This window comes from Paenibacillus sp. sptzw28 (assembly GCF_019550795.1).
GTDB lineage: Bacteria > Bacillota > Bacilli > Paenibacillales > Paenibacillaceae > Paenibacillus_Z.
In genome coordinates this window covers 4,162,550-4,182,111 of sequence record NZ_CP080545.1, presented here as the reverse complement: position 1 = coordinate 4,182,111, position 19,562 = coordinate 4,162,550, and the positions used below count along the sequence as shown (strand labels likewise).

Annotated in this window: 21 protein-coding genes; 19 read left to right on the top strand and 2 right to left on the bottom strand. The window is 54.0% G+C overall.

Translation table 11 applies throughout. The annotated features are described in order from the left end of the window. Positions 1 to 76: 76 nt before the first annotated feature. Positions 77 to 1,210: a M20/M25/M40 family metallo-hydrolase gene (locus KZ483_RS19175; RefSeq protein WP_220349186.1), complete on the top strand. Its 1,134-nt coding sequence runs from the start codon at positions 77 to 79 to the stop codon at positions 1,208 to 1,210. Between the two features lie 58 nt (positions 1,211 to 1,268). On the opposite strand, the gene mciZ is transcribed toward KZ483_RS19175, so the two are convergent. Continuing rightward, complete coding sequence (gene mciZ / locus KZ483_RS19170) at positions 1,269 to 1,436, bottom strand: Z-ring formation inhibitor MciZ (protein WP_220349185.1); 168 nt, start codon at positions 1,434 to 1,436, stop codon at positions 1,269 to 1,271. 150 nt (positions 1,437 to 1,586) lie between these two features. On the opposite strand from mciZ, the gene KZ483_RS19165 reads away from it, so the two are divergent. The 4 genes from KZ483_RS19165 to KZ483_RS19150 all read left to right on the top strand — a co-directional run bounded on the left by KZ483_RS19165 (position 1,587) and on the right by KZ483_RS19150 (position 4,718). After that, on the top strand, positions 1,587 to 2,156 hold the full coding sequence (locus KZ483_RS19165) for an NUDIX hydrolase (protein ID WP_397376218.1): 570 nt from the start codon (positions 1,587 to 1,589) through the stop codon (positions 2,154 to 2,156). Positions 2,157 to 2,161: 5 nt separating this feature from the next. Then, on the top strand, positions 2,162 to 3,358 hold the full coding sequence (locus KZ483_RS19160) for an endonuclease Q family protein (protein ID WP_220349183.1): 1,197 nt from the start codon (positions 2,162 to 2,164) through the stop codon (positions 3,356 to 3,358). 165 nt (positions 3,359 to 3,523) lie between these two features. Continuing rightward, positions 3,524 to 4,168, top strand: coding sequence for a stage II sporulation protein M (gene spoIIM / locus KZ483_RS19155; protein WP_220349182.1), 645 nt, complete (start codon positions 3,524 to 3,526; stop codon positions 4,166 to 4,168). 97 nt (positions 4,169 to 4,265) lie between these two features. Beyond that, on the top strand, positions 4,266 to 4,718 hold the full coding sequence (locus tag KZ483_RS19150; protein WP_220353541.1) for a ferric iron uptake transcriptional regulator: 453 nt from the start codon (positions 4,266 to 4,268) through the stop codon (positions 4,716 to 4,718). A 151-nt stretch (positions 4,719 to 4,869) separates the two neighbouring features. Here the strand turns inward: KZ483_RS19150 and KZ483_RS19145 are convergent, their stop codons facing one another. Further along, complete coding sequence (locus KZ483_RS19145; protein WP_220349181.1) at positions 4,870 to 6,411, bottom strand: S8 family peptidase; 1,542 nt, start codon at positions 6,409 to 6,411, stop codon at positions 4,870 to 4,872. A 487-nt stretch (positions 6,412 to 6,898) separates the two neighbouring features. Here KZ483_RS19145 and ald point away from each other — a divergent pair, with 487 nt between their 5' ends. The 14 genes from ald (at position 6,899) to KZ483_RS19075 (ending at position 19,517) form a co-directional block, all read left to right on the top strand. After that, positions 6,899 to 8,050, top strand: coding sequence for an alanine dehydrogenase (gene ald / locus KZ483_RS19140; RefSeq protein ID WP_220349180.1), 1,152 nt, complete (start codon positions 6,899 to 6,901; stop codon positions 8,048 to 8,050). A gap of 184 nt (positions 8,051 to 8,234) precedes the next feature. Next, positions 8,235 to 8,468: a DUF4227 family protein gene (locus tag KZ483_RS19135; protein ID WP_220349179.1), complete on the top strand. Its 234-nt coding sequence runs from the start codon at positions 8,235 to 8,237 to the stop codon at positions 8,466 to 8,468. Positions 8,469 to 8,598: 130 nt separating this feature from the next. Beyond that, the gene (xerD, locus tag KZ483_RS19130; RefSeq protein WP_220349178.1) at positions 8,599 to 9,498 is read left to right on the top strand and encodes a site-specific tyrosine recombinase XerD; all 900 of its coding nucleotides are present in this window, start codon (positions 8,599 to 8,601) and stop codon (positions 9,496 to 9,498) included. A 40-nt stretch (positions 9,499 to 9,538) separates the two neighbouring features. Beyond that, positions 9,539 to 10,714 carry a phosphopentomutase gene (locus KZ483_RS19125; RefSeq protein ID WP_220349177.1) on the top strand — a complete coding sequence of 392 codons (1,176 nt, stop codon included), beginning with the start codon at positions 9,539 to 9,541 and terminating at the stop codon, positions 10,712 to 10,714. A 69-nt stretch (positions 10,715 to 10,783) separates the two neighbouring features. After that, positions 10,784 to 11,608, top strand: a complete 825-nt coding sequence (locus KZ483_RS19120) for a purine-nucleoside phosphorylase (RefSeq protein ID WP_220349176.1) — start codon at positions 10,784 to 10,786, stop codon at positions 11,606 to 11,608. 111 nt (positions 11,609 to 11,719) lie between these two features. Beyond that, positions 11,720 to 11,896: an aspartyl-phosphate phosphatase Spo0E family protein gene (locus KZ483_RS19115; protein WP_220349175.1), complete on the top strand. Its 177-nt coding sequence runs from the start codon at positions 11,720 to 11,722 to the stop codon at positions 11,894 to 11,896. A 36-nt stretch (positions 11,897 to 11,932) separates the two neighbouring features. After that, positions 11,933 to 13,264 carry a pyrimidine-nucleoside phosphorylase gene (locus KZ483_RS19110; protein ID WP_220349174.1) on the top strand — a complete coding sequence of 444 codons (1,332 nt, stop codon included), beginning with the start codon at positions 11,933 to 11,935 and terminating at the stop codon, positions 13,262 to 13,264. A 326-nt stretch (positions 13,265 to 13,590) separates the two neighbouring features. Then, positions 13,591 to 14,781 carry a D-alanyl-D-alanine carboxypeptidase family protein gene (locus KZ483_RS19105; protein WP_220349173.1) on the top strand — a complete coding sequence of 397 codons (1,191 nt, stop codon included), beginning with the start codon at positions 13,591 to 13,593 and terminating at the stop codon, positions 14,779 to 14,781. A 194-nt stretch (positions 14,782 to 14,975) separates the two neighbouring features. After that, on the top strand, positions 14,976 to 15,329 hold the full coding sequence (gene spoIIAA, locus KZ483_RS19100; RefSeq protein WP_220349172.1) for an anti-sigma F factor antagonist: 354 nt from the start codon (positions 14,976 to 14,978) through the stop codon (positions 15,327 to 15,329). Further along, positions 15,326 to 15,772, top strand: a complete 447-nt coding sequence (spoIIAB, locus tag KZ483_RS19095) for an anti-sigma F factor (RefSeq protein WP_220349171.1) — start codon at positions 15,326 to 15,328, stop codon at positions 15,770 to 15,772. Before spoIIAA ends, spoIIAB begins: the two co-directional genes overlap by 4 nt. 20 nt (positions 15,773 to 15,792) lie before the next feature. Beyond that, the gene (gene sigF, locus KZ483_RS19090) at positions 15,793 to 16,548 is read left to right on the top strand and encodes an RNA polymerase sporulation sigma factor SigF (protein WP_220349170.1); all 756 of its coding nucleotides are present in this window, start codon (positions 15,793 to 15,795) and stop codon (positions 16,546 to 16,548) included. A 114-nt stretch (positions 16,549 to 16,662) separates the two neighbouring features. Continuing rightward, positions 16,663 to 17,361 (top strand): stage V sporulation protein AA, encoded by a 699-nt coding sequence (locus tag KZ483_RS19085; protein ID WP_258881329.1) that lies wholly within the window; start codon positions 16,663 to 16,665, stop codon positions 17,359 to 17,361. Continuing rightward, positions 17,354 to 17,791 (top strand): stage V sporulation protein AB, encoded by a 438-nt coding sequence (locus tag KZ483_RS19080; protein WP_220349169.1) that lies wholly within the window; start codon positions 17,354 to 17,356, stop codon positions 17,789 to 17,791. Before KZ483_RS19085 ends, KZ483_RS19080 begins: the two co-directional genes overlap by 8 nt. Before the next feature lie 31 nt (positions 17,792 to 17,822). Continuing rightward, positions 17,823 to 19,517 carry a spore germination protein gene (locus KZ483_RS19075; RefSeq protein ID WP_220349168.1) on the top strand — a complete coding sequence of 565 codons (1,695 nt, stop codon included), beginning with the start codon at positions 17,823 to 17,825 and terminating at the stop codon, positions 19,515 to 19,517. Positions 19,518 to 19,562: the final 45 nt, after the last annotated feature.

Below are 19,562 nucleotides of genomic sequence, written 5' to 3'. Positions count from 1 at the left end.
TGCCAGCATGCTCCTTTCGTACAAAATAGATGCGTACTTGACTATTGTAAACGATAGAGAAGGACGGTGGAAGGTTATGATTACTGAGAAACGGCTGGTTGACGAATTTATGGAGCTGGTTCGGGTAGACAGCGAAACGAAAAACGAGCGTGAAATATGCGATGTGCTCAAAGCCAAATTTTCCTCGCTCGGTCTTACCGTGGAGGAAGACGATGCGGCTTCCAAAACCGGACATGGCGCGGGAAATCTGATCGCCAGGCTGGAAGGCAACGGTGCTGAAGGTGCTGAGGCGATATTCTTCACCTCGCACATGGACACCGTCACTCCGGGCAACGGCATCAAGCCGCAGCTGGACGCGGACGGCTACATTCGCAGTGACGGCACGACGATCCTGGGCAGCGACGACAAGGCTGGACTTGCGGCAATGCTAGAGGCTATACGGGTAATCAAAGAAAATAACATAGAGCATGGGCCTATACAATTCGTTATTACGGTCGGCGAGGAATCGGGCTTGGTGGGGGCAAGCGTCCTCGACAAGTCGAAGCTGGACGCCAAGTTCGGTTATGCGCTTGATTCGAACGGGGTTATCGGCGATATTGCCATAGCCGCTCCGACCCAGGCGAAAATCACGATCAAGATATTCGGTAAATCGGCTCATGCCGGCGTAAACCCTGAAGACGGTATCAGCGCGATTCAGGTGGCGGGCAAAGCGATCGCACGCATGCAGCTTGGCCGTATAGATCATGAAACGACTGCCAATATCGGAAAATTCGAAGGCGGCGGGGCGACTAATATTGTCTGCGATTACGTCAAGCTTGACGCGGAAGCGCGAAGCATCGTGCAGGATAAGCTGGATAAGCAGATCGATGCGATGCGCGAAGCGGTCCGAAGCGTAGCCGCTGAATACGGCGCAAAAGCGGAATTTCAGAGCGACGTTATCTATCCCGCGTATGCTTATGAAGATGGAGATCCGGTCGTCGAGCTGGCCAAATCGGCGATCGTTCAAATCGGAAGAACACCGCGCACGTTTCATTCAGGCGGGGGCAGCGATGCGAATATATTTAACGGGCTTGGCGTACCTACGGTGAATCTGGCGGTCGGGTACGAGCATATCCACACGACCAAGGAACAAATAAAAGCCGCCGATCTGGTAAAAATCACGGAGCTCGTTGTGGAAATTATTTCACAGGCAGCCCGGAAACAGGCTTAACAGGTGCAAAAAAGGCCGGACAAATCCATGTCCGGCCTTTATAATGATTATAAATCGTTCAACGGCTCACGGGGCGGCGATGTTCCAGGTACTCTCCAAGAGTCCGGGCGCAATTTTTCTCCGCCTTACGGACTGGGCCTTGTCTGGCCAATAGCCTGAGCTGGTGGCGAATTTCCCACGCTTTGCCCACAAGCATCAATTGGCTTGAGACGGAATATTGTTTCATCAACCAATTCCCCCTTTATCCATTTATAAATCGTTATTTAATAATATTAACCATTTTATTCACTTTACTCATTCGTATGCTGAATACGGACAGCTTATGCCGCTGATCTGTAAGACAACCATCGATAGTGATACTGATAAGGAGTTGAACATTTCCGTGCTCAAGAAAACAGATGAATTTCGTGAAAAAACCGTCAAGACGCAGCCGGTTTTCGAGGGTAAAATTATATCTCTGCAGGTTGATACGGTACAGCTGCCTGGGGGCGGAACCGCAACAAGGGAGATTGTGCGGCATCCGGGGGCTGCAGCCGTTCTTGCGTTGATTGACGGTAATATGCTCGTTGTGGAACAGTACCGGAAGCCGATGGAAAAGTTCCAGATCGAAATTCCCGCAGGCAAGCTGGATGCCGGTGAAGACCCGATGTCGGCCGCAGCACGCGAGCTTGAGGAGGAAACGGGCTATCGTGCCGGAAAGCTGCGTCCGATCAGCGCTTTCTATACGTCGCCCGGCTTTGCCGATGAGAAGCTGTATCTGTATATGGCGGAGGATCTGGAGAGAGGCGAGAGCCGTCCCGATGAGGATGAATTTCTTGAGGTGCAGGCCATATCGTTCGAACAGGCGCAGCAGTACATCCGCGAGGAGCGAATAAGCGATGCGAAGACTATTCTTGCCGTATATGCCTGGCACATATACCGGCTGACGGGGCAAATCCAGGCATGAGCTTAATGAATACAACCCGGGTTTTCGCTGATCTGCACCTGCATATCGGCCGCACGGAAAACGGCGATCCAGTCAAAATAAGCGGCAGCCGCGATCTGACGTTCCGCAACATCGCCTACGAAGCGGCGGTACGCAAAGGCATAGGCCTGCTGGGCATTATCGACTGCCATTCGCCGGGCGTTCAGGAAGATATCTCACGTCTTCTTGATTCCGGAGAGATGACGGAGGCCGAAGGCGGCGGAATACGTTACAAGGATACGACGATTGTGCTGGGGGCGGAAATAGAGGTGCGGGACGCCGGATGCGGTCCGGCACATCACCTCGTGTATCTGCCGACATTTGCCGATATGAAGCATTTGACAACATGGATGTCGCTGCATATGCGCAATGTCAATCTTAGCTCGCAGCGGCTTTATGTACCTGCGAGAGTTTTGCAGGAGGAGGTGAAGGGCAGGGGCGGCCTGTTTATTCCGGCACATATTTTCACCCCGCACAAAAGCCTGTACGGCAGCTGCTCGGATTCTCTTGCGCATACGCTGGATCCGGGTTTGGTCGATGCGGTCGAGCTGGGACTGAGCTCCGACAGTTTGATGGCGGGGCTGATCCCCGACCTCGACGAGCTGCCGTTCCTCACTAATTCCGATGCTCACTCCCTTGCTAAAATCGGCCGGGAGTATAATGTGCTGTCCATCGGCGAGCCGTCATTTGCCGAGCTGAAGCTTGCGCTTGGCGGTCTTGAAGGAAGAAGTATTGCCGCGAATTACGGCTTGAATCCGGTGCTTGGGAAATATCACCGGACCTACTGCATTAACTGCGGCTCTCTTGCAGAGGAGCGGGCGGCTGCGGTACGCTGCCTGCAGTGCGGAAGCCCAAAGCTGGTGCGGGGCGTGATGGACCGGATCGAGCAGCTCGCGCAGCAAGCCGGACGGGATACCCCTGTCATGCCGGATCGCCGGCCCCCTTATATCTATCAGGTTCCCCTCGAATTTGTTCCCGGCATCGGCAAGCGCACGCTTGATAAGCTGCTTTCACAATTCGGCACCGAGATGTCCGTGCTGCACGATGTACCGATAGAGGCCATCGCCGAAACGGCCGGTGATGCGGTGGCTTCAGTCATCGGAAGCTCAAGAGCCGGTACTCTTGGGCTTCAGGCGGGCGGGGGCGGCAACTACGGCAGAGTGACACATTCGAAGTGGCCCTGAACCCTTGTGTGCTTCATGGTATTCCGGCAGCATCAGCATTGGCCTGATTGGGTACACGATAATCGGCTCACGTTATGTGGTATCGATGTGGCAACTAGCGGCATAGGCGTGACGGCTTGGACATACAATGTACCAATGTACTATCCGGGTTTGGGGGAGTGTGCCATGCGTTCGCCAGTGCTGCAGCCGTTAATGAAGGATCACGTCACACTCTATGTATTCGTTTCGGTTCTCTTTGTCGTAGGCGTCGTATTCGGGGCGCTCCTGGTCAATGCGCTGACGCTTGACCAACAGCAGGATCTGGCAGCGGATGTCCAGCAGTTCGTGCAGAGGATACAGGAAGGGATGGTCCCGGACGGGGGACAATCGCTCTGGGAACGCGCACTGTTTCATGCCAAGTGGCTTATTCTCATTTGGGTTTTAGGCTTGACGGTAGTGGGCATGCCGGTGATCCTCGGGCTTGATTTTCTTAAGGGAGTGTTGGTCGGTTTTGCCGTAGGGACACTGGTCAGCCAGCATTCGTGGAAAGGACTGCTGTTCTCTCTCATGTCCGTTGCTCCTCAGAACCTGCTTGTCGTGCCTGCTATGCTTATTGCAAGCGTCTCAGCCGTCTCGTTCTCGATCTATATCGTCCGAAACAGACTGCTGAACCGTTACGGGACGATTGGCCAGCCCTTCGCCCAGCACACAGCAACAGGGGCGCTAATGCTGCTTGTAGCAGTTGCCGCCGCAATGGTCGAATCGTTCGTCTCACCCGTCTTATTGAAGTGGGCAGCACCGCTAATATTGGGCTACGGGAGCGGATTGTAATCATTCTAAAAAAGTTTGACTTTCCTCGCAATGTGCCCCTATAATGAAAGCAAACGTTTCCGGCGATGGGCATGAAGCAGGCGCGAGGGGGGAAACCATGGAATCCCGGATTGAGAAAATTAAACAGCAGCTGCAGTCGCAAGGGTACAAGCTGACCCCGCAGCGCGAAGCGACGGTACGAGTTTTACTTGAGAATGAAGAAGATCATCTGAGCGCGGAAGACGTGTTCATGCTAGTCAAGGATAAAGCGCCTGAGATTGGTCTTGCTACCGTTTACCGGACGCTCGAACTGCTTAGCGAACTGCATGTCGTGGAAAAGATGAACTTCGGCGACGGAGTCGCCCGTTACGATTTGCGGACCGATAATAACAAGCATCATCATCACCATCTCATCTGCGTTCAATGCGGTGCGATGGATGAAATATTGGAAGATTGGCTAGGCCCGCTCGAAGAGAGGCTTGAGCTGGAATACGGTTTTTCGGTTATCGATCACCGGCTTGATTTTCAAGGTATTTGCAGCCGCTGCCGAAGCAAGAACGACCAACAATAACTCCTTTGAGCGGCGCCCCGGATTACTGGCTGCGCCGCCCAAGGGAGTTTTTTAGTAATATCCAGAGGATAAATTTTTATTTATTCATTTAGAGGGTATACACGGCTGTCGCGTTCAAGGTGCGACAGCCGTTTATTTGTATCGCCCTTAGTTATTTGTCACGCCGTTTGTGAGGCTTGCGGCTCTTGCCGCTGCAGCACTTCCGGCATGAACAGCGCTTGGAGCTGCTGCGGCCAGCGGAGGGCGGACATGCAGCGTCGCCTCTGCGGGCTGCCGCGCTGTGCACTTTGGCCCTGCGCTTGGGAGATGAACGAAATGCAGCCGAGCGGTACCTGTAACCGCGATCCACTGAACCCTGCGACTGCTCGCCGCCAGTGGCCGAACCGGCGGCTTGAATTGCCCCCGCCAATTGAATCAGGCCGGAGCCCTGCGAACGCGAGGAGAAGCCGGACAGCCTTCGTGCGGAAGATTTAAGCCTTCTTGATACTTCCGAGGGTCTCATTCCCGGTTGTTTGGCAAGAAGCAGCGCCGCTCCGCCTGCAACATGCGGACTGGCCATACTTGTGCCCGACATTCTTTTGTAGCCTCCGCCGACCCATGTTGATTTGATATCGGTGCCGGGAGCCGCCACGTCAATGCCGCTCCCGCGGCTGCTGAAGGATGCGATTCCATTGCCCTGCGTCGAGGCGGCGACGGCAATCGTCTCAGGAAAGCTGGCGGGCTCGTCGATCCCGCCGCTGTTGTCGCCGTTGTTGCCGGCCGAAGCGACAACTACGATTCCATTATCACGTGCGCGTTGAATCGCCTCGCGCAGAGCCCTGCTTGTGCCGCCCGAAATGCCAACGCTCATATTGATGACGGGAATCCTCTTTTGTATACACCAATCGATTCCCTTAATGATGCCGGAGACGAAGCCTTCGCCGTTCGCGTTTAACGCTTTCACCGCATATAATTTGGCCCGAGGCGCGACACCGGGGATTCTTCCGTTCGTCCCCAAAGCTGCGGCAATTCCGGCCACATGAGTGCCATGCCCGTTGTCGTCATAATAAGAGGAGCCGCCAACCGTATTGATGCCTCCGGCAATGTTCAGGTCGGGGTGCCTTGCGATACCTGTATCGATGATTCCGATCCCGATATCCGAGCCGCGAGACACCGGCCATACTTTCGGCGCCTGAACGCGGCACACGTTCCATGTAACCCCGTCCGGACAGTCCTCGGAAACGGCCGATCCAAGCGCTTTGCCGGCAAACATCCGCGGTTTTGAATTAGGGCGCTGCCTACCGTTTGCCGCTCCATTAGACGACCGGATTGCGGCAATCGTTAACCCCTTATCAAGGCGCTGCCGTGGGTTCACCTTCGTACCCTGCCCGGGTTTCTGTCCGCCGCTTCCCGGATTTCCGCTTCTCAGCTTAACGGCCGGTAAGCCGTGCGCCCGTATTTTAAAATCAGGCTCTACATATTTAACGTGAGGATGAGCGGCTAAAGACTGAAGCAGTTTGGCGTGGCGTTTATTCACTTTGCAGCAGATAACCTTGCTGCCGCGTATTCTTTTTACCGGGCTGATCCCATGCTTCGCAAGCTCCTTCAAGCAGCGTTGGTATTGCGTTTGGTTTTTGAAGCCGATCAATCTGCGTCTGTAACCGGATACTCTCGCTCTTATATATCTGCCAAGCAGCCGTTCCAAGTTGTGCAAATGCATGCTCCTCCTTTGTATTACATACTGTATAGCGCTGGGAATCGACAGCTTCTCCCGGAATTTCGAACTGCAGGAATATACAGTATTTGCTATACTTTTTATACAGCCGAACGCTTTTTCGATACGCCGTTACAGAAAGGAAGGGAGAGAAACGAACGCAAAGCCCTTTCGCTCACGCTTAATGGACTCTTCTCTCCCCGGGTTCTTTTATTTATTGTATGGAGGCGGATGCACACAGGCATGGGTAGAAGCCGCTCGCGGGCACATAATTTATGGCTCGACTGGAAAAGGTATGTCGAGGACTGTCACCCCGTCCATTATTTGCATATGTAGAATAAACGAAGCTATTCAAAATTGTGAAGCAAGTGATCGGGCGGCAGCAGCGAAAAACTCTGTTTCTTCTATGCTTCCGATGCGGGTTTTGTGCTTGCAAATGAAGCTTGGGCCGGGGAAGTTTCGTACAAAAGTGTCGGGAGGAATCTCTATGATAATCGGTGTACCGAAGGAAATAAAAGCAAGCGAATATCGCGTGGCGCTGACACCCGCAGGAGCCGGAATGCTAAAGGCTGCCGGCCACGATGTGCTGATCGAGCCTGGGGCCGGAGAAGGAAGCGGCTTCACGGACGATGCGTATGAAGCGGAAGGAGCGGCAATTGCCGCCGATGCCGCGGATGTCTGGAGCCAGGCGGGTATGATTATGAAGGTAAAAGAGCCGCTGCCGGTCGAATTCGAATATTTTCGGGAAGGGCTTCTTTTGTTCACTTACCTGCATCTGGCCGCTGCCCAGGATCTGGCTAAAGCACTCATCGACCGCGGGGTATCGGCTGTCGCTTACGAAACCATTCAGCTGCCTAACGGAAGCCTGCCGCTCCTTACTCCGATGAGCGAGGTGGCGGGAAGAATGGCCGTACAGGTCGGCTCGCAGTTCCTTGAAGCCTTCTATGGCGGCCGGGGCATATTGCTCGGTGGCGTACCTGGCGTTCCGCCTGCGGAAGTCATTATTCTTGGCGGAGGGATTGTCGGCACCAATGCGGCGAAAATCGCCCTCGGCATGGGCGCAAGTGTCGTCATTCTGGAAAAGAGCGCAGACAGGATGAGGTATATCGACGATGTGTTCGGAGGCCGCGTCAGGACGCTAATGTCGAATCCGTATAATATTTCAAACGCAGTCCGCAAGGCGGATCTTCTTATCGGTGCGGTACTGATTCCCGGCGCCCGTGCTCCCCATCTCGTGACTGAAGATATGGTCCAGACGATGAAGAAAGGTGCGGTAATCGTAGACGTTGCAGTGGACCAAGGCGGTACGATAGCGACGATCGACAGGGTAACGACCCATTCGAACCCGGTTTACGAGAGATACGGCGTCCTGCATTACGCTGTAGCCAATATGCCGGGGGCGGTTCCGCGCACTTCGACGCTGGCCTTGACTAACGTAACGATGCCCTATGCGCTGGAGCTCGCCGGCAGAGGTCTGGAACAGGCGGTTAGCCGAAGCGAACCGCTTGGCAAAGGCGTGAACACTTATAAAGGCAGAGTGACCCATCCACAGGTCGCACAAGCCGTAGGAGTGCCCTATACGCCGCTTGAGCAGCTGATCCAAAGTACTACGAACACTACGAACGACAAGCCAAGCTGACGGCCGGAAGGTCCCTCGCCGGCCCGGCAGACATGAAAAAGAGGCCTGGCTCATAAATTCTCTTAGAGGACAACCGCTTCAACCGGCTGCGGCTGCTTACCTTTAATTATTCAGCAAGAGATCACATCGCCGTCACAGAGCGGTGATAGCCGTTGCTTCTTACCATGAAAGGAGACGATCGGAAATGGTCGTATCGGTTCGCAAATGGCTAAGACGGTTTATCTTTATCGCCCTGCTCTGCATACTCACGGTTGCGATGTATGGGGGATGCCGTTTTATCGCCGCATGGATCGCCCCCGCCGACCCTTACAGAATCCCTCAGGGGCAAGCGCTTAAGGTATTTCACTCCCAGATGGATTGGAATATGGAGAGCAGCATTTCCGAGAGGCTTCGTTTATTTTATTGGTACGGGGAGTAGTGTATTACGGGTTAAAGGCGGAATTCGACAAAAAATGGCGTTGTTTGGCAGGAAAACGAAAGCCCGGTGTGGAATATAGCATTTGAAGCGGTTAGCTAAAACGGAACGATTTTCGGGAAAGGAACAACTCATGAAAGCTCATCTGCAAACGTTCATCCGGTTTTTAGAAGATCAGCGGAGGCTTTCCCGCACTACGGTTTCTTGTTACGAACGGGATTTGGCCTTTTTTCTGGAATTTGCGGAACAGCAAGGAATCGAGGGAGTCGGCGATATTCAGAAGCACCATATCTCCCGTTACCTGCTCGGGCTCAGGCAGCAGGGCCGGGCAACCGCGACGGTTTCCCGGCACACGGTATCCATACGGTCGTTTTTTCACTTTTTGACGAGCGAAAGGCTTGTCACACATGATCCCGCGCTCCAGATGGAAACGCCGAAGCAGGAAAAAAGGCTTCCGATGGTGATGACCGTTGAGGAGGTGGAGTGTCTGCTTGCCGCACCGGACTCGTCAAGCACGGCCGGTATCCGCGATAAAGCGATGCTCGAGCTGCTCTACGCGACAGGCATTAGGGTGTCGGAGCTTATTTCACTGGATGTCGGTTATGTGAATTTGACATTGGGCTTCATAAGATGTGTCGGCGCGAACGCCAAAGAGAGAGTAATTCCGCTGGGCGGAATCGCTTGCGAGGCATTGTCCGTTTATTTGGAAACGGTACGCCACAAGCTCCTGAAGGGCGAGAGCGGCGAACAGGCCTTATATCTTAATCAGCTCGGAACCCGTATGACAAGACAGGGCTTTTGGAAAATGATCAAGAAATATGCGGCGGAGGCTGGAATCAAGAGCGAAATTACGCCGCATACGCTGCGCCATTCGTTCGCAACGCATCTGCTGGAGAATGGAGCGGATTTGCGCTCCGTGCAGGAAATGCTCGGCCATGCCGATATTTCAACGACGCAAATCTATACGCAGGTAACCAAAACACGGCTCAAGGATGTGTATAACCAGGCCCATCCGAGAGCCAAGGTGAAATAATGCAGGGCGCAGTACAATTTCCGGCAGTGGAGGCGAGTATATGAAATTTGACCGAATAACGCTGATCGTACTCGACAGTGTCGGTATTGGCGAGCTGCCCGATGCTGCTTCGTACGGGGATGCGGGAGCGAACACGCTCGGTCATATCCTTCAGCGCGTTCCGACGCTCCGCTTGCCAAATTTACGCGGCATGGGACTTGATCGAATCGCAGCGCTTGAGGATTGGGTTCCCGAAGGGGAAGCGTCGGCGTTCTATGGCAAAATGGCGGAAGTATCAGTCGGCAAAGATACGATGACAGGCCATTGGGAGATTGCCGGCCTTAAGCTTACCGCGCCGTTCCGAACGTTTCCGGACGGCTTTCCATCGGAGCTTCTCGAAGCTTTCGAAGCCCGGACAGGCCGGGGAGTTCTCGGTAATAAGCCGGCCAGCGGTACGGAAATAATCGAAGAGCTTGGCGGGGAGCAAATGCGGACGGGCAAATGGATCGTTTATACGTCGGCCGACAGCGTCTTTCAAATAGCAGCTCATGAGACGGTTATTCCGCTTGAGGAGCTGTACGAAGCTTGCAAAATCGCGCGCGAGCTGACGCTTGACGAACGCTACTCGGTTGGCCGGGTGATAGCCCGCCCCTACGAAGGCGAGCCGGGCGCGTTCAAAAGAACGGCCAACCGCCACGATTACGCGGTAAAGCCGCCTTCACCGACAGTGCTGAGCGCTCTGCAGGACGGCGGTTTCGAAGTGATCGCCGTCGGCAAAATCAACGATATTTTCGACGGAGAAGGCATTACGGGGTCGTTTCCAACCAAGAGCAACGCCGATGGCATCGAGAAAACCGGAAGGCTGCTGGAACGTCCTTTTAAAGGCCTGCTCTTTACGAACCTCGTCGACTTTGACTCTTTATACGGACACCGGCGGGACCCGCACGGGTATGCAGAGGCGCTTGAAGCTTTCGATGCCGCTTTGCCTGCTTTGCTGGAGCGGCTGGGCGAGCGCGATCTTCTTATCATCACAGCCGACCACGGCAATGATCCGACTCATGCCGGAACCGATCACACAAGAGAGTACGTTCCGCTGCTTGTTTACGGCACGTCGCTTAAATCGCCCGGTGCGCTGGGAGTAAGGTCGACATTCGCCGACGTGGCCCGTACGATCGCGGATAACTTTGGAGTTGAGCCGCCGGAGAACGGAATTTCATTTCTGGACGAACTGAATTAACCTTAAGAGGCGTACGTAACGAGCTCCGTTTCGATTAAAATTAATTTATACCTTTAGGAGGGAATCTTTGTGAACGAACTGACAGCGGGCCAAATACGCGAGGCGGCGGACTATATCTCCGCACGCATGAAAGAGAAACCGGAAGTCGGATTGATCATGGGTTCCGGTCTCGGCATTCTCGGAGATTACATAAACGATGCGGTCACCATTGCGTACCGCGATATTCCGCATTTCCCTGTCTCTACGGTGGAAGGGCATGCAGGCGAGCTTATGATCGGTACGTTTGCCGGCCGGCCGGTCGTCCTTATGCGCGGCCGCTTCCATATGTATGAGGGCTATGGTCCGGAGCTGACTTCTTTTCCGGTGCGCGTCATGAAGGCTATAGGAGTGAACAAGCTGGTCGTTACGAATGCGGCCGGAGGCATCAATACCGGCTATGAGCCGGGCAATTTGATGCTGATCAGCGATCATATCAATCTGACAGGCCGCAGCCCTCTGGTCGGACCGAACGACAGCCAGCTGGGCCTCCGTTTCCCCGACATGTCTGAGGCGTACAGCAGACGCTTGCGTGAGTTGGCGCGGCAAACCGCGGATAAGCAGGGATTTTCGCTGCGTGAAGGGGTTTATATTGGCGTTCTTGGACCTTCCTATGAAACGCCTGCGGAAATCCGCATGATGCGGATCATGGGCGCGGATGCTGTCGGGATGTCGACGGTGGCGGAGGTTATAGCGGCCCGCCATTCCGGGATTGAGGTGCTCGGTATCTCTTGCATCAGCAACATGGCTGCGGGCATATTGGATCAGCCGCTCTCCCATGATGAAGTAATGGAGACGACGGAACGGGTAAAATCAAAATTCCTTGGGCTAATTCAGGGAGTCGTACCCCTACTCTAACGACAGTTTTTGTAACAAAAATGTAATATTCGCTTCGACCTATTGTGACATTCTTTGTCCGGTGATCGTCGTATAATGTCCGTGATAAATAAAGATAAAGTGGGGATTTGCATGGACAACCATACTAATTACCGGCTTGAACGGCTGAGAGGTCAACTTGTTGCGGCAGCTATGCGGAGGCAGAACTTTCTGCACCGCGAAGTCATTCTGTTAAGCCAGACGCTGGATCAGCTCATACTGAAGGCGCAATGTGAAAAAAGCAAATCGCTCGGGCCAAAAGCGACTTGACACTAATAGATTCTCATTCTACAGGAGGCTCGAAAGATGCGTGCGGTGGATCTCATTCATAAGAAAAGAAACGGCGGTTCCTTATCGGAAGCGGAGCTTTCTTTTCTCATTGACGGCTATTCTCAAGGAGATATACCGGACTACCAAATGTCAGCTTGGGCGATGGCCGTTTTCTTTCGCGGGATGACCGCTAAGGAAACAGCGGATTTGACGTTGGCTATGGCGCGGTCGGGCGACCAGATCGATTTATCGCCGATCCGCGGGATCAAGGCGGACAAGCACAGCACCGGCGGGGTCGGCGACAAAACAACGCTTATCGTCGCGCCTCTGGTGGCGGCTTGCGGTGTTCCCGTAGCCAAGATGTCGGGCAGAGGTCTCGGTCATACAGGCGGTACCATAGATAAACTGGAGTCGATTGCAGGCTTTCGGACAGAGCTTACGAGGGATCAGTTTCTCACGCAAGTGAATGAAATCGGCCTCGCCGTAATCGGTCAAAGCGGCAATATCACGCCTGCGGATAAAAAGCTGTACGCACTGCGGGACGTCACCGCGACGGTTCAATCGATCCCGCTTATCGCAAGCTCCGTAATGAGCAAGAAAATCGCTGCCGGCGCCGATGCAATCGTGCTCGATGTGAAAACCGGCAGCGGCGCTTTCATGAAATCGCTGGAGGAGTCCGAGGCGCTCGCACGGGCGATGGTCGATATCGGCACTCAGGTCGGCAGGAGGACCGCCGCGCTTATCAGCGATATGGACCAGCCGCTCGGGTTTGCAATCGGCAACGCCCTCGAGGTGCGGGAAGCGATCGAGACACTGCGCGGGCAAGGACCGAAGGACCTGACGGAGCTGTGTGTTGCCCTTGGCGCGCACATGGTGATGCTCGGCGGGCAGGCGGACAGCCTGGAAGCTGCCGAAGCTTTGGTGCGAGAGAAGCTGGCATCAGGCGCAGCGTTGGATAAATTCCGCACGTTTGTCGAAACGCAGGGCGGCAACCCAGCGGTTGCCGACGATCCTGCACTGCTGCCGCAGGCACCTGTAATAATCGAGGTTACGGTGCAAACGGACGGCTTCATCCAGCGGATTGACGCGGAACAGTTGGGGCTGGCGGCGATGCTTCTTGGGGCGGGCCGTGCCACGAAGGATGCCGGGATCGACCATGCGGTCGGTTTGACCATGCGCAGGAAGACGGGGGAACGCGTCGCAGCCGGAGAAGCTATCGTGCTGCTGCATGTGCGGGAAGACAGCAGGAAGGTTCGTGAGGTCGAAGAGCTCGTGCGAAGCGCCTTTACGATCGGCGGCGAAGCGCCGTCGTTACCGCCGCTGCTGCAGTCCGTGGTTACGGAATCCGGCACTCACAGATACGGCTGAAGCCAGGTCCGCTATAGTTGACTCATACCCTTGGAATGTTATGTGGAGAGCAAGCTTTCACATAGCATTCCAAGGGTTTTTGGCATGAGCGCTTAGGAAGATACTATCGAAATACAGTTTCAACCAGATAAGAGGATGCAGCGCGGATTCACTATACCACTGTAGGAGCGCAATCCGCCGGACCCGCGAAGATGGAAGCATAACAACCATATTTCTCTGGAATTGTGGAATAATTTTACTCTTATTCGTCGAAACTATGAATAAGATTCTAGCCAAATCGCGGCCGATACAGCCGCTGGGCATCATACAGAGGGGGAACACCACGAATGAACCGCAAATTTAAGCAGCTGATTGTTGGATGCTGTGCCGCTATATTGGTGCTGTCGGTGCCGACGGCCGTATTCGCGGAAGAAGAAAAGTCTGCAATAAAGTCTCCGGACAGCCAAAATAATTTGGCCGTCTCCGCACGATCGGCCATTCTGATGGATGCCGACAGCGGAACTATTATTTACGAGAAAAACAGCCACGACCGGCTGCCTCCCGCAAGCATCACCAAAGTGATGACGATGCTGCTCATTATGGAAGCGCTCGACGAAGGGCGCATCCAGCTTACCGAAAAAGTATCGACAAGCGAATATGCCGCTTCAATGGGCGGTTCTCAAATCTTCCTCGAACCCGGCGAGCAGATGACAGTCGAAGAAATGCTTAAAGGGATCGCGCTTGCTTCAGGCAACGACGCCTCCGTTGCGATGGCGGAGAAGCTGGCCGGAACCGAAGCCGAATTTGTGGGTATGATGAACAGGCGCGCTCAGGAGCTGGGTCTGAAAAATACTCATTTTGCCAATTGTAACGGACTTCCGGCTGCCGATCACTATACTTCCGCGCATGATATTGCCGTGATGTCCAGAGAATTGCTTAAGCATAGTGAAATTACGAAATATACGGGGCTCTACCAGGACTATTTGCGCAAAACGAGCGAGAAACCGTTCTGGCTCGTAAATACAAATAAGCTTGTGAGATTTTACAGCGGTGCGGACGGCCTCAAGACCGGCTTTACGAGCGAGGCCAAATTTTGTTTGACGGCAACGGCGCGCCGCGACAATTTGCGCGTTATCGCCGTTGTCATGGGCGAGCCGAATACGAAAACAAGAAATGCCGAGGTTTCTCAAATGTTCGATTTTTCATTCGCTCAATATATGAACCATTCGATTTTCGACAAAGGGCAAACGATGGGGACCGTCAAGGTCGAGAAGGGGAATATCCCGGAGATGGAGCTCAAGGCCAAACATTCATACAGCGTACTGTTGAAGAAAGGCAGCTCGGTTAAGGATATTCGCTACGAGTTGAAAATCGATTCACTTAAGGCGCCTGTAAAAATCAATGCGCCGATCGGCAAGCTTATTGTCTATCAGGGAGACCAGGTGCTGAACGAATTTACGGTGGATGCTCCGGCTTCGGTCGAACGCGCCGGATGGTGGACGCTCTTCAGACGCTCCTGCGGTAATCTATTCTCGTAATTAATGTCGGTCCTTTCCCGAAAGGTTAGCGGTTTTTGTCAGCTCATAGCGTCCTGCTTCTAGTTTTGTCGCGAGGCAGGAATCCGGGGCGGAAACGGAGAAATGCTTGTTCAACACCAATGCGGATGGTTACTGGGCAAGGCCGGCTTCCGCGACAACGAAGTTCAATGCTTCGCGAAGGAGTGAACAAGATAATGAGCTTGCAGGTCGAATTGGAGCATTACCGCAACGTGCTCATCGTCAGGCTGCGGGGGGAACTGGATCACCACACCGCAGATGTGGTCCGTTTCAAGATGGAAGAAGCGATTTTACGCGGAAACTGCGACCATGTCATTCTCAGTTTGAAGGATCTCCTGTTTATGGACAGCTCCGGTCTGGGTGTCATATTGGGCCGGTATAAACAGCTTAAGGCCAAAGGCGGCAAAATGGTCGTCTGCGATGTCAACCAAAGTGTTTACCGGTTGTTTGAGCTTTCCGGGCTGTTCAAAATATTGCCGATTCACGAGAACGAGCGGTTAGCGCTCACAAGTCTGGAGGTCGTCTCATGAACGAAACGAATGAGATGAAGCTGACATTTTCGGCCCGTTCGGAGAATGAAGCGTTTGCCCGTGTCGCGGTAGCTGCGTTCATATCCCAGCTGGATCCGACCATGGAGGAACTGAATGATCTGAAGACGGTCGTCTCCGAGGCGGTCACCAACGCAATCATTCACGGCTACGACAGCGACCCGGACGGCATCGTGACCATCGAGGCCTCGATTAACGGAGACATGGTCAAGCTTTCCATCAAAGACAGCGGCAACGGTATTGAAGACCTGGATTTGGCGCGTCAACCGTTATACACTTCAAAGCCCGAGCTGGAGCGCTCGGGGATGGGCTTTACGATAATGGAAAATTTCATGGATGGCTTCGAAGTATCGAGCGAGCCGGGCAAAGGGACATCTATTGCGATGACGAAGCGTATCGAATCGAAAAAAGCGCTCTTCAATTAGGCGCATAGGGGTTGAACCGCATGGATGTCAGTTTGAAACAAACGGCGCAACCATTCTTGGACGATTCTGAAGTGAAACGGTTGATCGCTCTTAGTCAATCCGGCGATACTGTGGCTCGCGATACGCTGGTGCAGTGCAACATCCGGCTGGTCTGGTCTGTCGTCCAACGGTTTATGGGGCGCGGGTACGAACCGGAGGATTTGTTCCAAATCGGTTGTATCGGCCTTCTCAAGTCGGTCGATAAATTCGATTTGTCGTATGAGGTGAAATTTTCGACCTATGCGGTGCCGATGATTATCGGAGAGATCCAGCGGTTTCTGCGGGACGACGGGACTCTGAAGGTCAGCAGGTCGCTTAAGGAAACGGCGAATAAAGTGCGCAAGACCAAGGATGAGCTCTCCAAGGTACTCGGGAGGCTGCCGACCATCAAGGAAGTGGCGGAGCAGCTCGGGATCAGCCCGGAGGACGTCGTATTCGCCCAGGAAGCGAATAAGCCGCCCACATCGATCCACGAAACGGTGTTTGAGAATGACGGCGACCCCATCACGCTCATGGACCAGATTGCCGACGATTCGCAGGAACGCTGGTTCGACAAGCTCGCGCTCTTCGAAGCGATCGGCGGGCTGTCGGAGCGGGAGAGGCTGATTGTATTTTTGCGTTATTACCGCGATCAGACTCAGTCTGAGGTTGCCGCAAGGCTCGGTATTTCCCAGGTTCAGGTATCAAGGCTGGAGAAGAAAATTTTACAGCTGATCAAGGACCAGATCGCCCTTTAGGAGGGCTCATCCAAGACCAAATCGCCCGGTAGCGGCGGTTTGGTTTTTTTTGTTTCGACTGCTCCGATTATCCTTGGCTGCCTTTAATCATACTAAAAGGGAAGCGGTCCGCTAATGATACCAATGACGGGAGGGATGCGGATGAGCTCCGCAGGATCGTGTACCCTTTACTTGCGGCTGCGTAAAAGAATCGGAATCAAGCCCGGCGGAATCATTACGCTGGGCCATGCGGCCCGCCTGTTTGCCGCAGACCAGGCGCTTGAGGCGAGGCTGCACAGGCTTGTGCTGCACCGCCACCGGCTCGAGGACGGGAACCGCGTCGTTATCGACCTGCTCCAAATCGTCCAAGCGGTGCGGGAATCGGAGCCTCACGCCATTGTCGAGCCCTACGGCGATCCGCAGGTGCTCGTCATCGTCGCGGATAAGCCGCGCAAGCCGCGATTGCTTGTGCTGGCAGGGGCGTGGCTGCTTCTCTTCTTCGGCTCCGGGCTCGCCATCATGAACTTCCATACCGATGTGAGCATGCGCGAGGTGCATATCCGTATTACAGAGCTTGTAACCGGCGGCAGGAGCGATCGCCCGCTCTGGTTTCAAATTCCATACTCCTTTGGCATCGGGGCTGGAATGCTTGTGTTCTTCAACCACTTGTTCCGCAAGAGGCTCAATGAGGAACCGAATCCGCTCGAAGTCGAGCTTTATATGTACGAGGAAAATGTTAACGCATACGTTATCGCCGACGAAATGAGCAAGAAGAATGAGAACGGAAAAAGCGGCAAGCCCGGGATCGCGAAGGAGAAGGTCGACGATGCTTAGCCTAGCGCAGCACGGATTTGTTGTTTTTCTTGGATTAGCCGGCGGTCTGGCGGTCGGCAGCGGTCTCGTCGCCCTGCTCATCGTATTCGACCTTATTCCAAGGCTCGCCCAGCTAGCTTATGCGTACCGCAGCTCGATCTGGTTTGAAACATCGATCATATGCGGCGCCGTGTACTGGACCGTGGCCGATTTCATGGACTGGCGGCTGCGGCTGCCAAGTCATGTCATGCTACCGATAATCGGGTTGTTTGACGGCATATTTGTCGGTATGCTCGCAGCCGCGTTGACGGAAGTAATGAATGTGCTGCCTATACTGGCCAAACGGCTGCAGCTGAGCCGTTATATGGTGGCTCTTGTTATGGCGATGATGTTGGGCAAAGTGTTCGGATCCTTGTTCGATTGGCTTTACTTTCAGCGGATTGGCGAATGAAAGCGGAAATAAACTCTGAGGAGGCTGTAAGATGAGGGAACGTGGACAGGGAGGCCGTGATTCGGATAAGCGAAATGCGAAGCCGGTCTATCATTATTCGGAGGAAGCAGGGTTTACCGGAGGGGTGGAACTGGAGCCGATTGCCATTATCGACTCGGACGATAAGGAGAAGCTCGAGCTGGAAGCTCTGGAGGAGCCGATTATCGGACACTGGGGTAATCGTCATTCCGGGAACGGCGCAGAGGAGTCAAAGCCCGAACGGGAGCCTATTCCGGAGCATATCGAACAATTTATTGAGAAACTGGAGACGGAGGTCGGTTATAAAAAAAGCTTCGATGTCGTCGTTCGGGAAATGACTTTCGGTGAGAAAAGGACTGCGCTCTTCTTTCTGAACGGCTTTGCCAAGGATCAGGTTCTAACCGAGGTTCTGAAGAGACTCTCATATTTGCAATCGGATGATCTGTCGCCGGATGCGCTGCATTCCTTCCTTGACCTTTATGTGCCGGCCGTGCAGGTGATGCAGGAGTGCGACTGGAATAACATGATGGCGGGCGTCCTGGCCGGTGCGTCGGCTTTATATATCGACGGAGAGAACTCCCTTCTCATGATTGATGCGAAGAGCTTTCCGGCGCGGTCTCCCGAGGAGCCTTCGCTGGAACGCGTCGTGCGCGGCAGCCGGGACGGATTTGTGGAGACGATGCTTGTCAACGTAACGCTGGTACGGCGGAGGCTGCGCGACAAGCATCTGCGCTATGAAACAATGAGGGTCGGCGACCGGACGCAGACCGATGTATGTCTGGCTTATATTGATGACATCGCCGATATGGAGATGCTCGAAGCGATTCGCGATAAAATCAAGCAGGTCAAGCTGGACGGTTTGCCTCTTGCCGATAAACAACTGGAAGAAGCGACGGTCAAACGGGGCTGGAACCCTTTTCCGCTTGTGAGATATTCGGAGAGGCCGGATGTGGTGGCGGCCCACTTAATGGAGGGGCACATCGCTGTTTTTGTAGACACATCGCCGAGCGTGATGATTCTGCCCACTACATTCTTTGATCTCGTACAGCATGCCGAGGAGAACCGACAGACCCCGTTTTTGGGCACATATTTCCGGTGGGTGAGGTTTTTCGGTATATTCGCATCGTTATTTCTCCTCCCCGTCTGGTTTTTGTTCACGCTCCAACCCGAGCTCAAGCCGGCGGCACTGGAATTTATCGGGGTGCAAAAAGAGGCGAAGATCCCTCTTGTGGCGCAGTTTCTTCTTGCCGAGATAGGGGTGGACTTGATGCGGATGGCGGCGGTTCATACGCCTGCGCCGCTCGCTACCGCGATGTCGCTGATCGCCGCGATCCTGATCGGGGATATTGCGGTGGAGACGGGGCTTTTTGTCAATGAGGTTATCTTATATATGGCTGTTGCGGCCATCGGCATGTTCGCGACGCCAAGCTACGAGCTCGGGCTTGCAAACCGGATCGTCCGTCTCCTGCTCATTATTTCGGTCGCTTTCTTCAGAGTCCCGGGATTTATGATCACCTCGACAGCTGTGTTTATTATATTGGTCCTGATGCGTTCGTTTAACCGGCCCTATATGTGGCCGTTTATTCCGTTCGATGTGAAGGGACTGTGGAGCATATTTATCCGACCGCCCGTACTGTATAACAGGACTCGTCCAAACCTTCTAAAGCCTCAGCAGCGGAACCGCATGCCTGAAGCGAACAAAGAGTAGGGCGTTTTCGCAAAAATGCAAATGAAATGTGAATTTATCCATTTC

Bases quoted from the DNA above. Each gene is read 5' to 3' on its own strand.
- ald (WP_220349180.1), top strand. From the start codon at position 6,899: ATGATAATCGGTGTACCGAAGGAAATAAAAGCAAGCGAATATCGCGTG.
- KZ483_RS19080 (WP_220349169.1), top strand. From the start codon at position 17,354: ATGCTTAGCCTAGCGCAGCACGGATTTGTTGTTTTTCTTGGATTAGCC.
- spoIIAB (WP_220349171.1), top strand. From the start codon at position 15,326: ATGAACGAAACGAATGAGATGAAGCTGACATTTTCGGCCCGTTCGGAG.
- spoIIAA (WP_220349172.1), top strand. From the start codon at position 14,976: ATGAGCTTGCAGGTCGAATTGGAGCATTACCGCAACGTGCTCATCGTC.
- xerD (WP_220349178.1), top strand. From the start codon at position 8,599: ATGAAAGCTCATCTGCAAACGTTCATCCGGTTTTTAGAAGATCAGCGG.
- KZ483_RS19085 (WP_258881329.1), top strand. From the start codon at position 16,663: ATGATACCAATGACGGGAGGGATGCGGATGAGCTCCGCAGGATCGTGT.
- KZ483_RS19125 (WP_220349177.1), top strand. From the start codon at position 9,539: ATGAAATTTGACCGAATAACGCTGATCGTACTCGACAGTGTCGGTATT.
- KZ483_RS19075 (WP_220349168.1), top strand. From the start codon at position 17,823: ATGAGGGAACGTGGACAGGGAGGCCGTGATTCGGATAAGCGAAATGCG.
- mciZ (WP_220349185.1), bottom strand. From the start codon at position 1,436: ATGAAACAATATTCCGTCTCAAGCCAATTGATGCTTGTGGGCAAAGCG.
- KZ483_RS19135 (WP_220349179.1), top strand. From the start codon at position 8,235: ATGGTCGTATCGGTTCGCAAATGGCTAAGACGGTTTATCTTTATCGCC.
- KZ483_RS19150 (WP_220353541.1), top strand. From the start codon at position 4,266: ATGGAATCCCGGATTGAGAAAATTAAACAGCAGCTGCAGTCGCAAGGG.
- KZ483_RS19115 (WP_220349175.1), top strand. From the start codon at position 11,720: ATGGACAACCATACTAATTACCGGCTTGAACGGCTGAGAGGTCAACTT.
- spoIIM (WP_220349182.1), top strand. From the start codon at position 3,524: ATGCGTTCGCCAGTGCTGCAGCCGTTAATGAAGGATCACGTCACACTC.
- KZ483_RS19110 (WP_220349174.1), top strand. From the start codon at position 11,933: ATGCGTGCGGTGGATCTCATTCATAAGAAAAGAAACGGCGGTTCCTTA.
- KZ483_RS19105 (WP_220349173.1), top strand. From the start codon at position 13,591: ATGAACCGCAAATTTAAGCAGCTGATTGTTGGATGCTGTGCCGCTATA.
- sigF (WP_220349170.1), top strand. From the start codon at position 15,793: ATGGATGTCAGTTTGAAACAAACGGCGCAACCATTCTTGGACGATTCT.
- KZ483_RS19160 (WP_220349183.1), top strand. From the start codon at position 2,162: ATGAATACAACCCGGGTTTTCGCTGATCTGCACCTGCATATCGGCCGC.
- KZ483_RS19175 (WP_220349186.1), top strand. From the start codon at position 77: ATGATTACTGAGAAACGGCTGGTTGACGAATTTATGGAGCTGGTTCGG.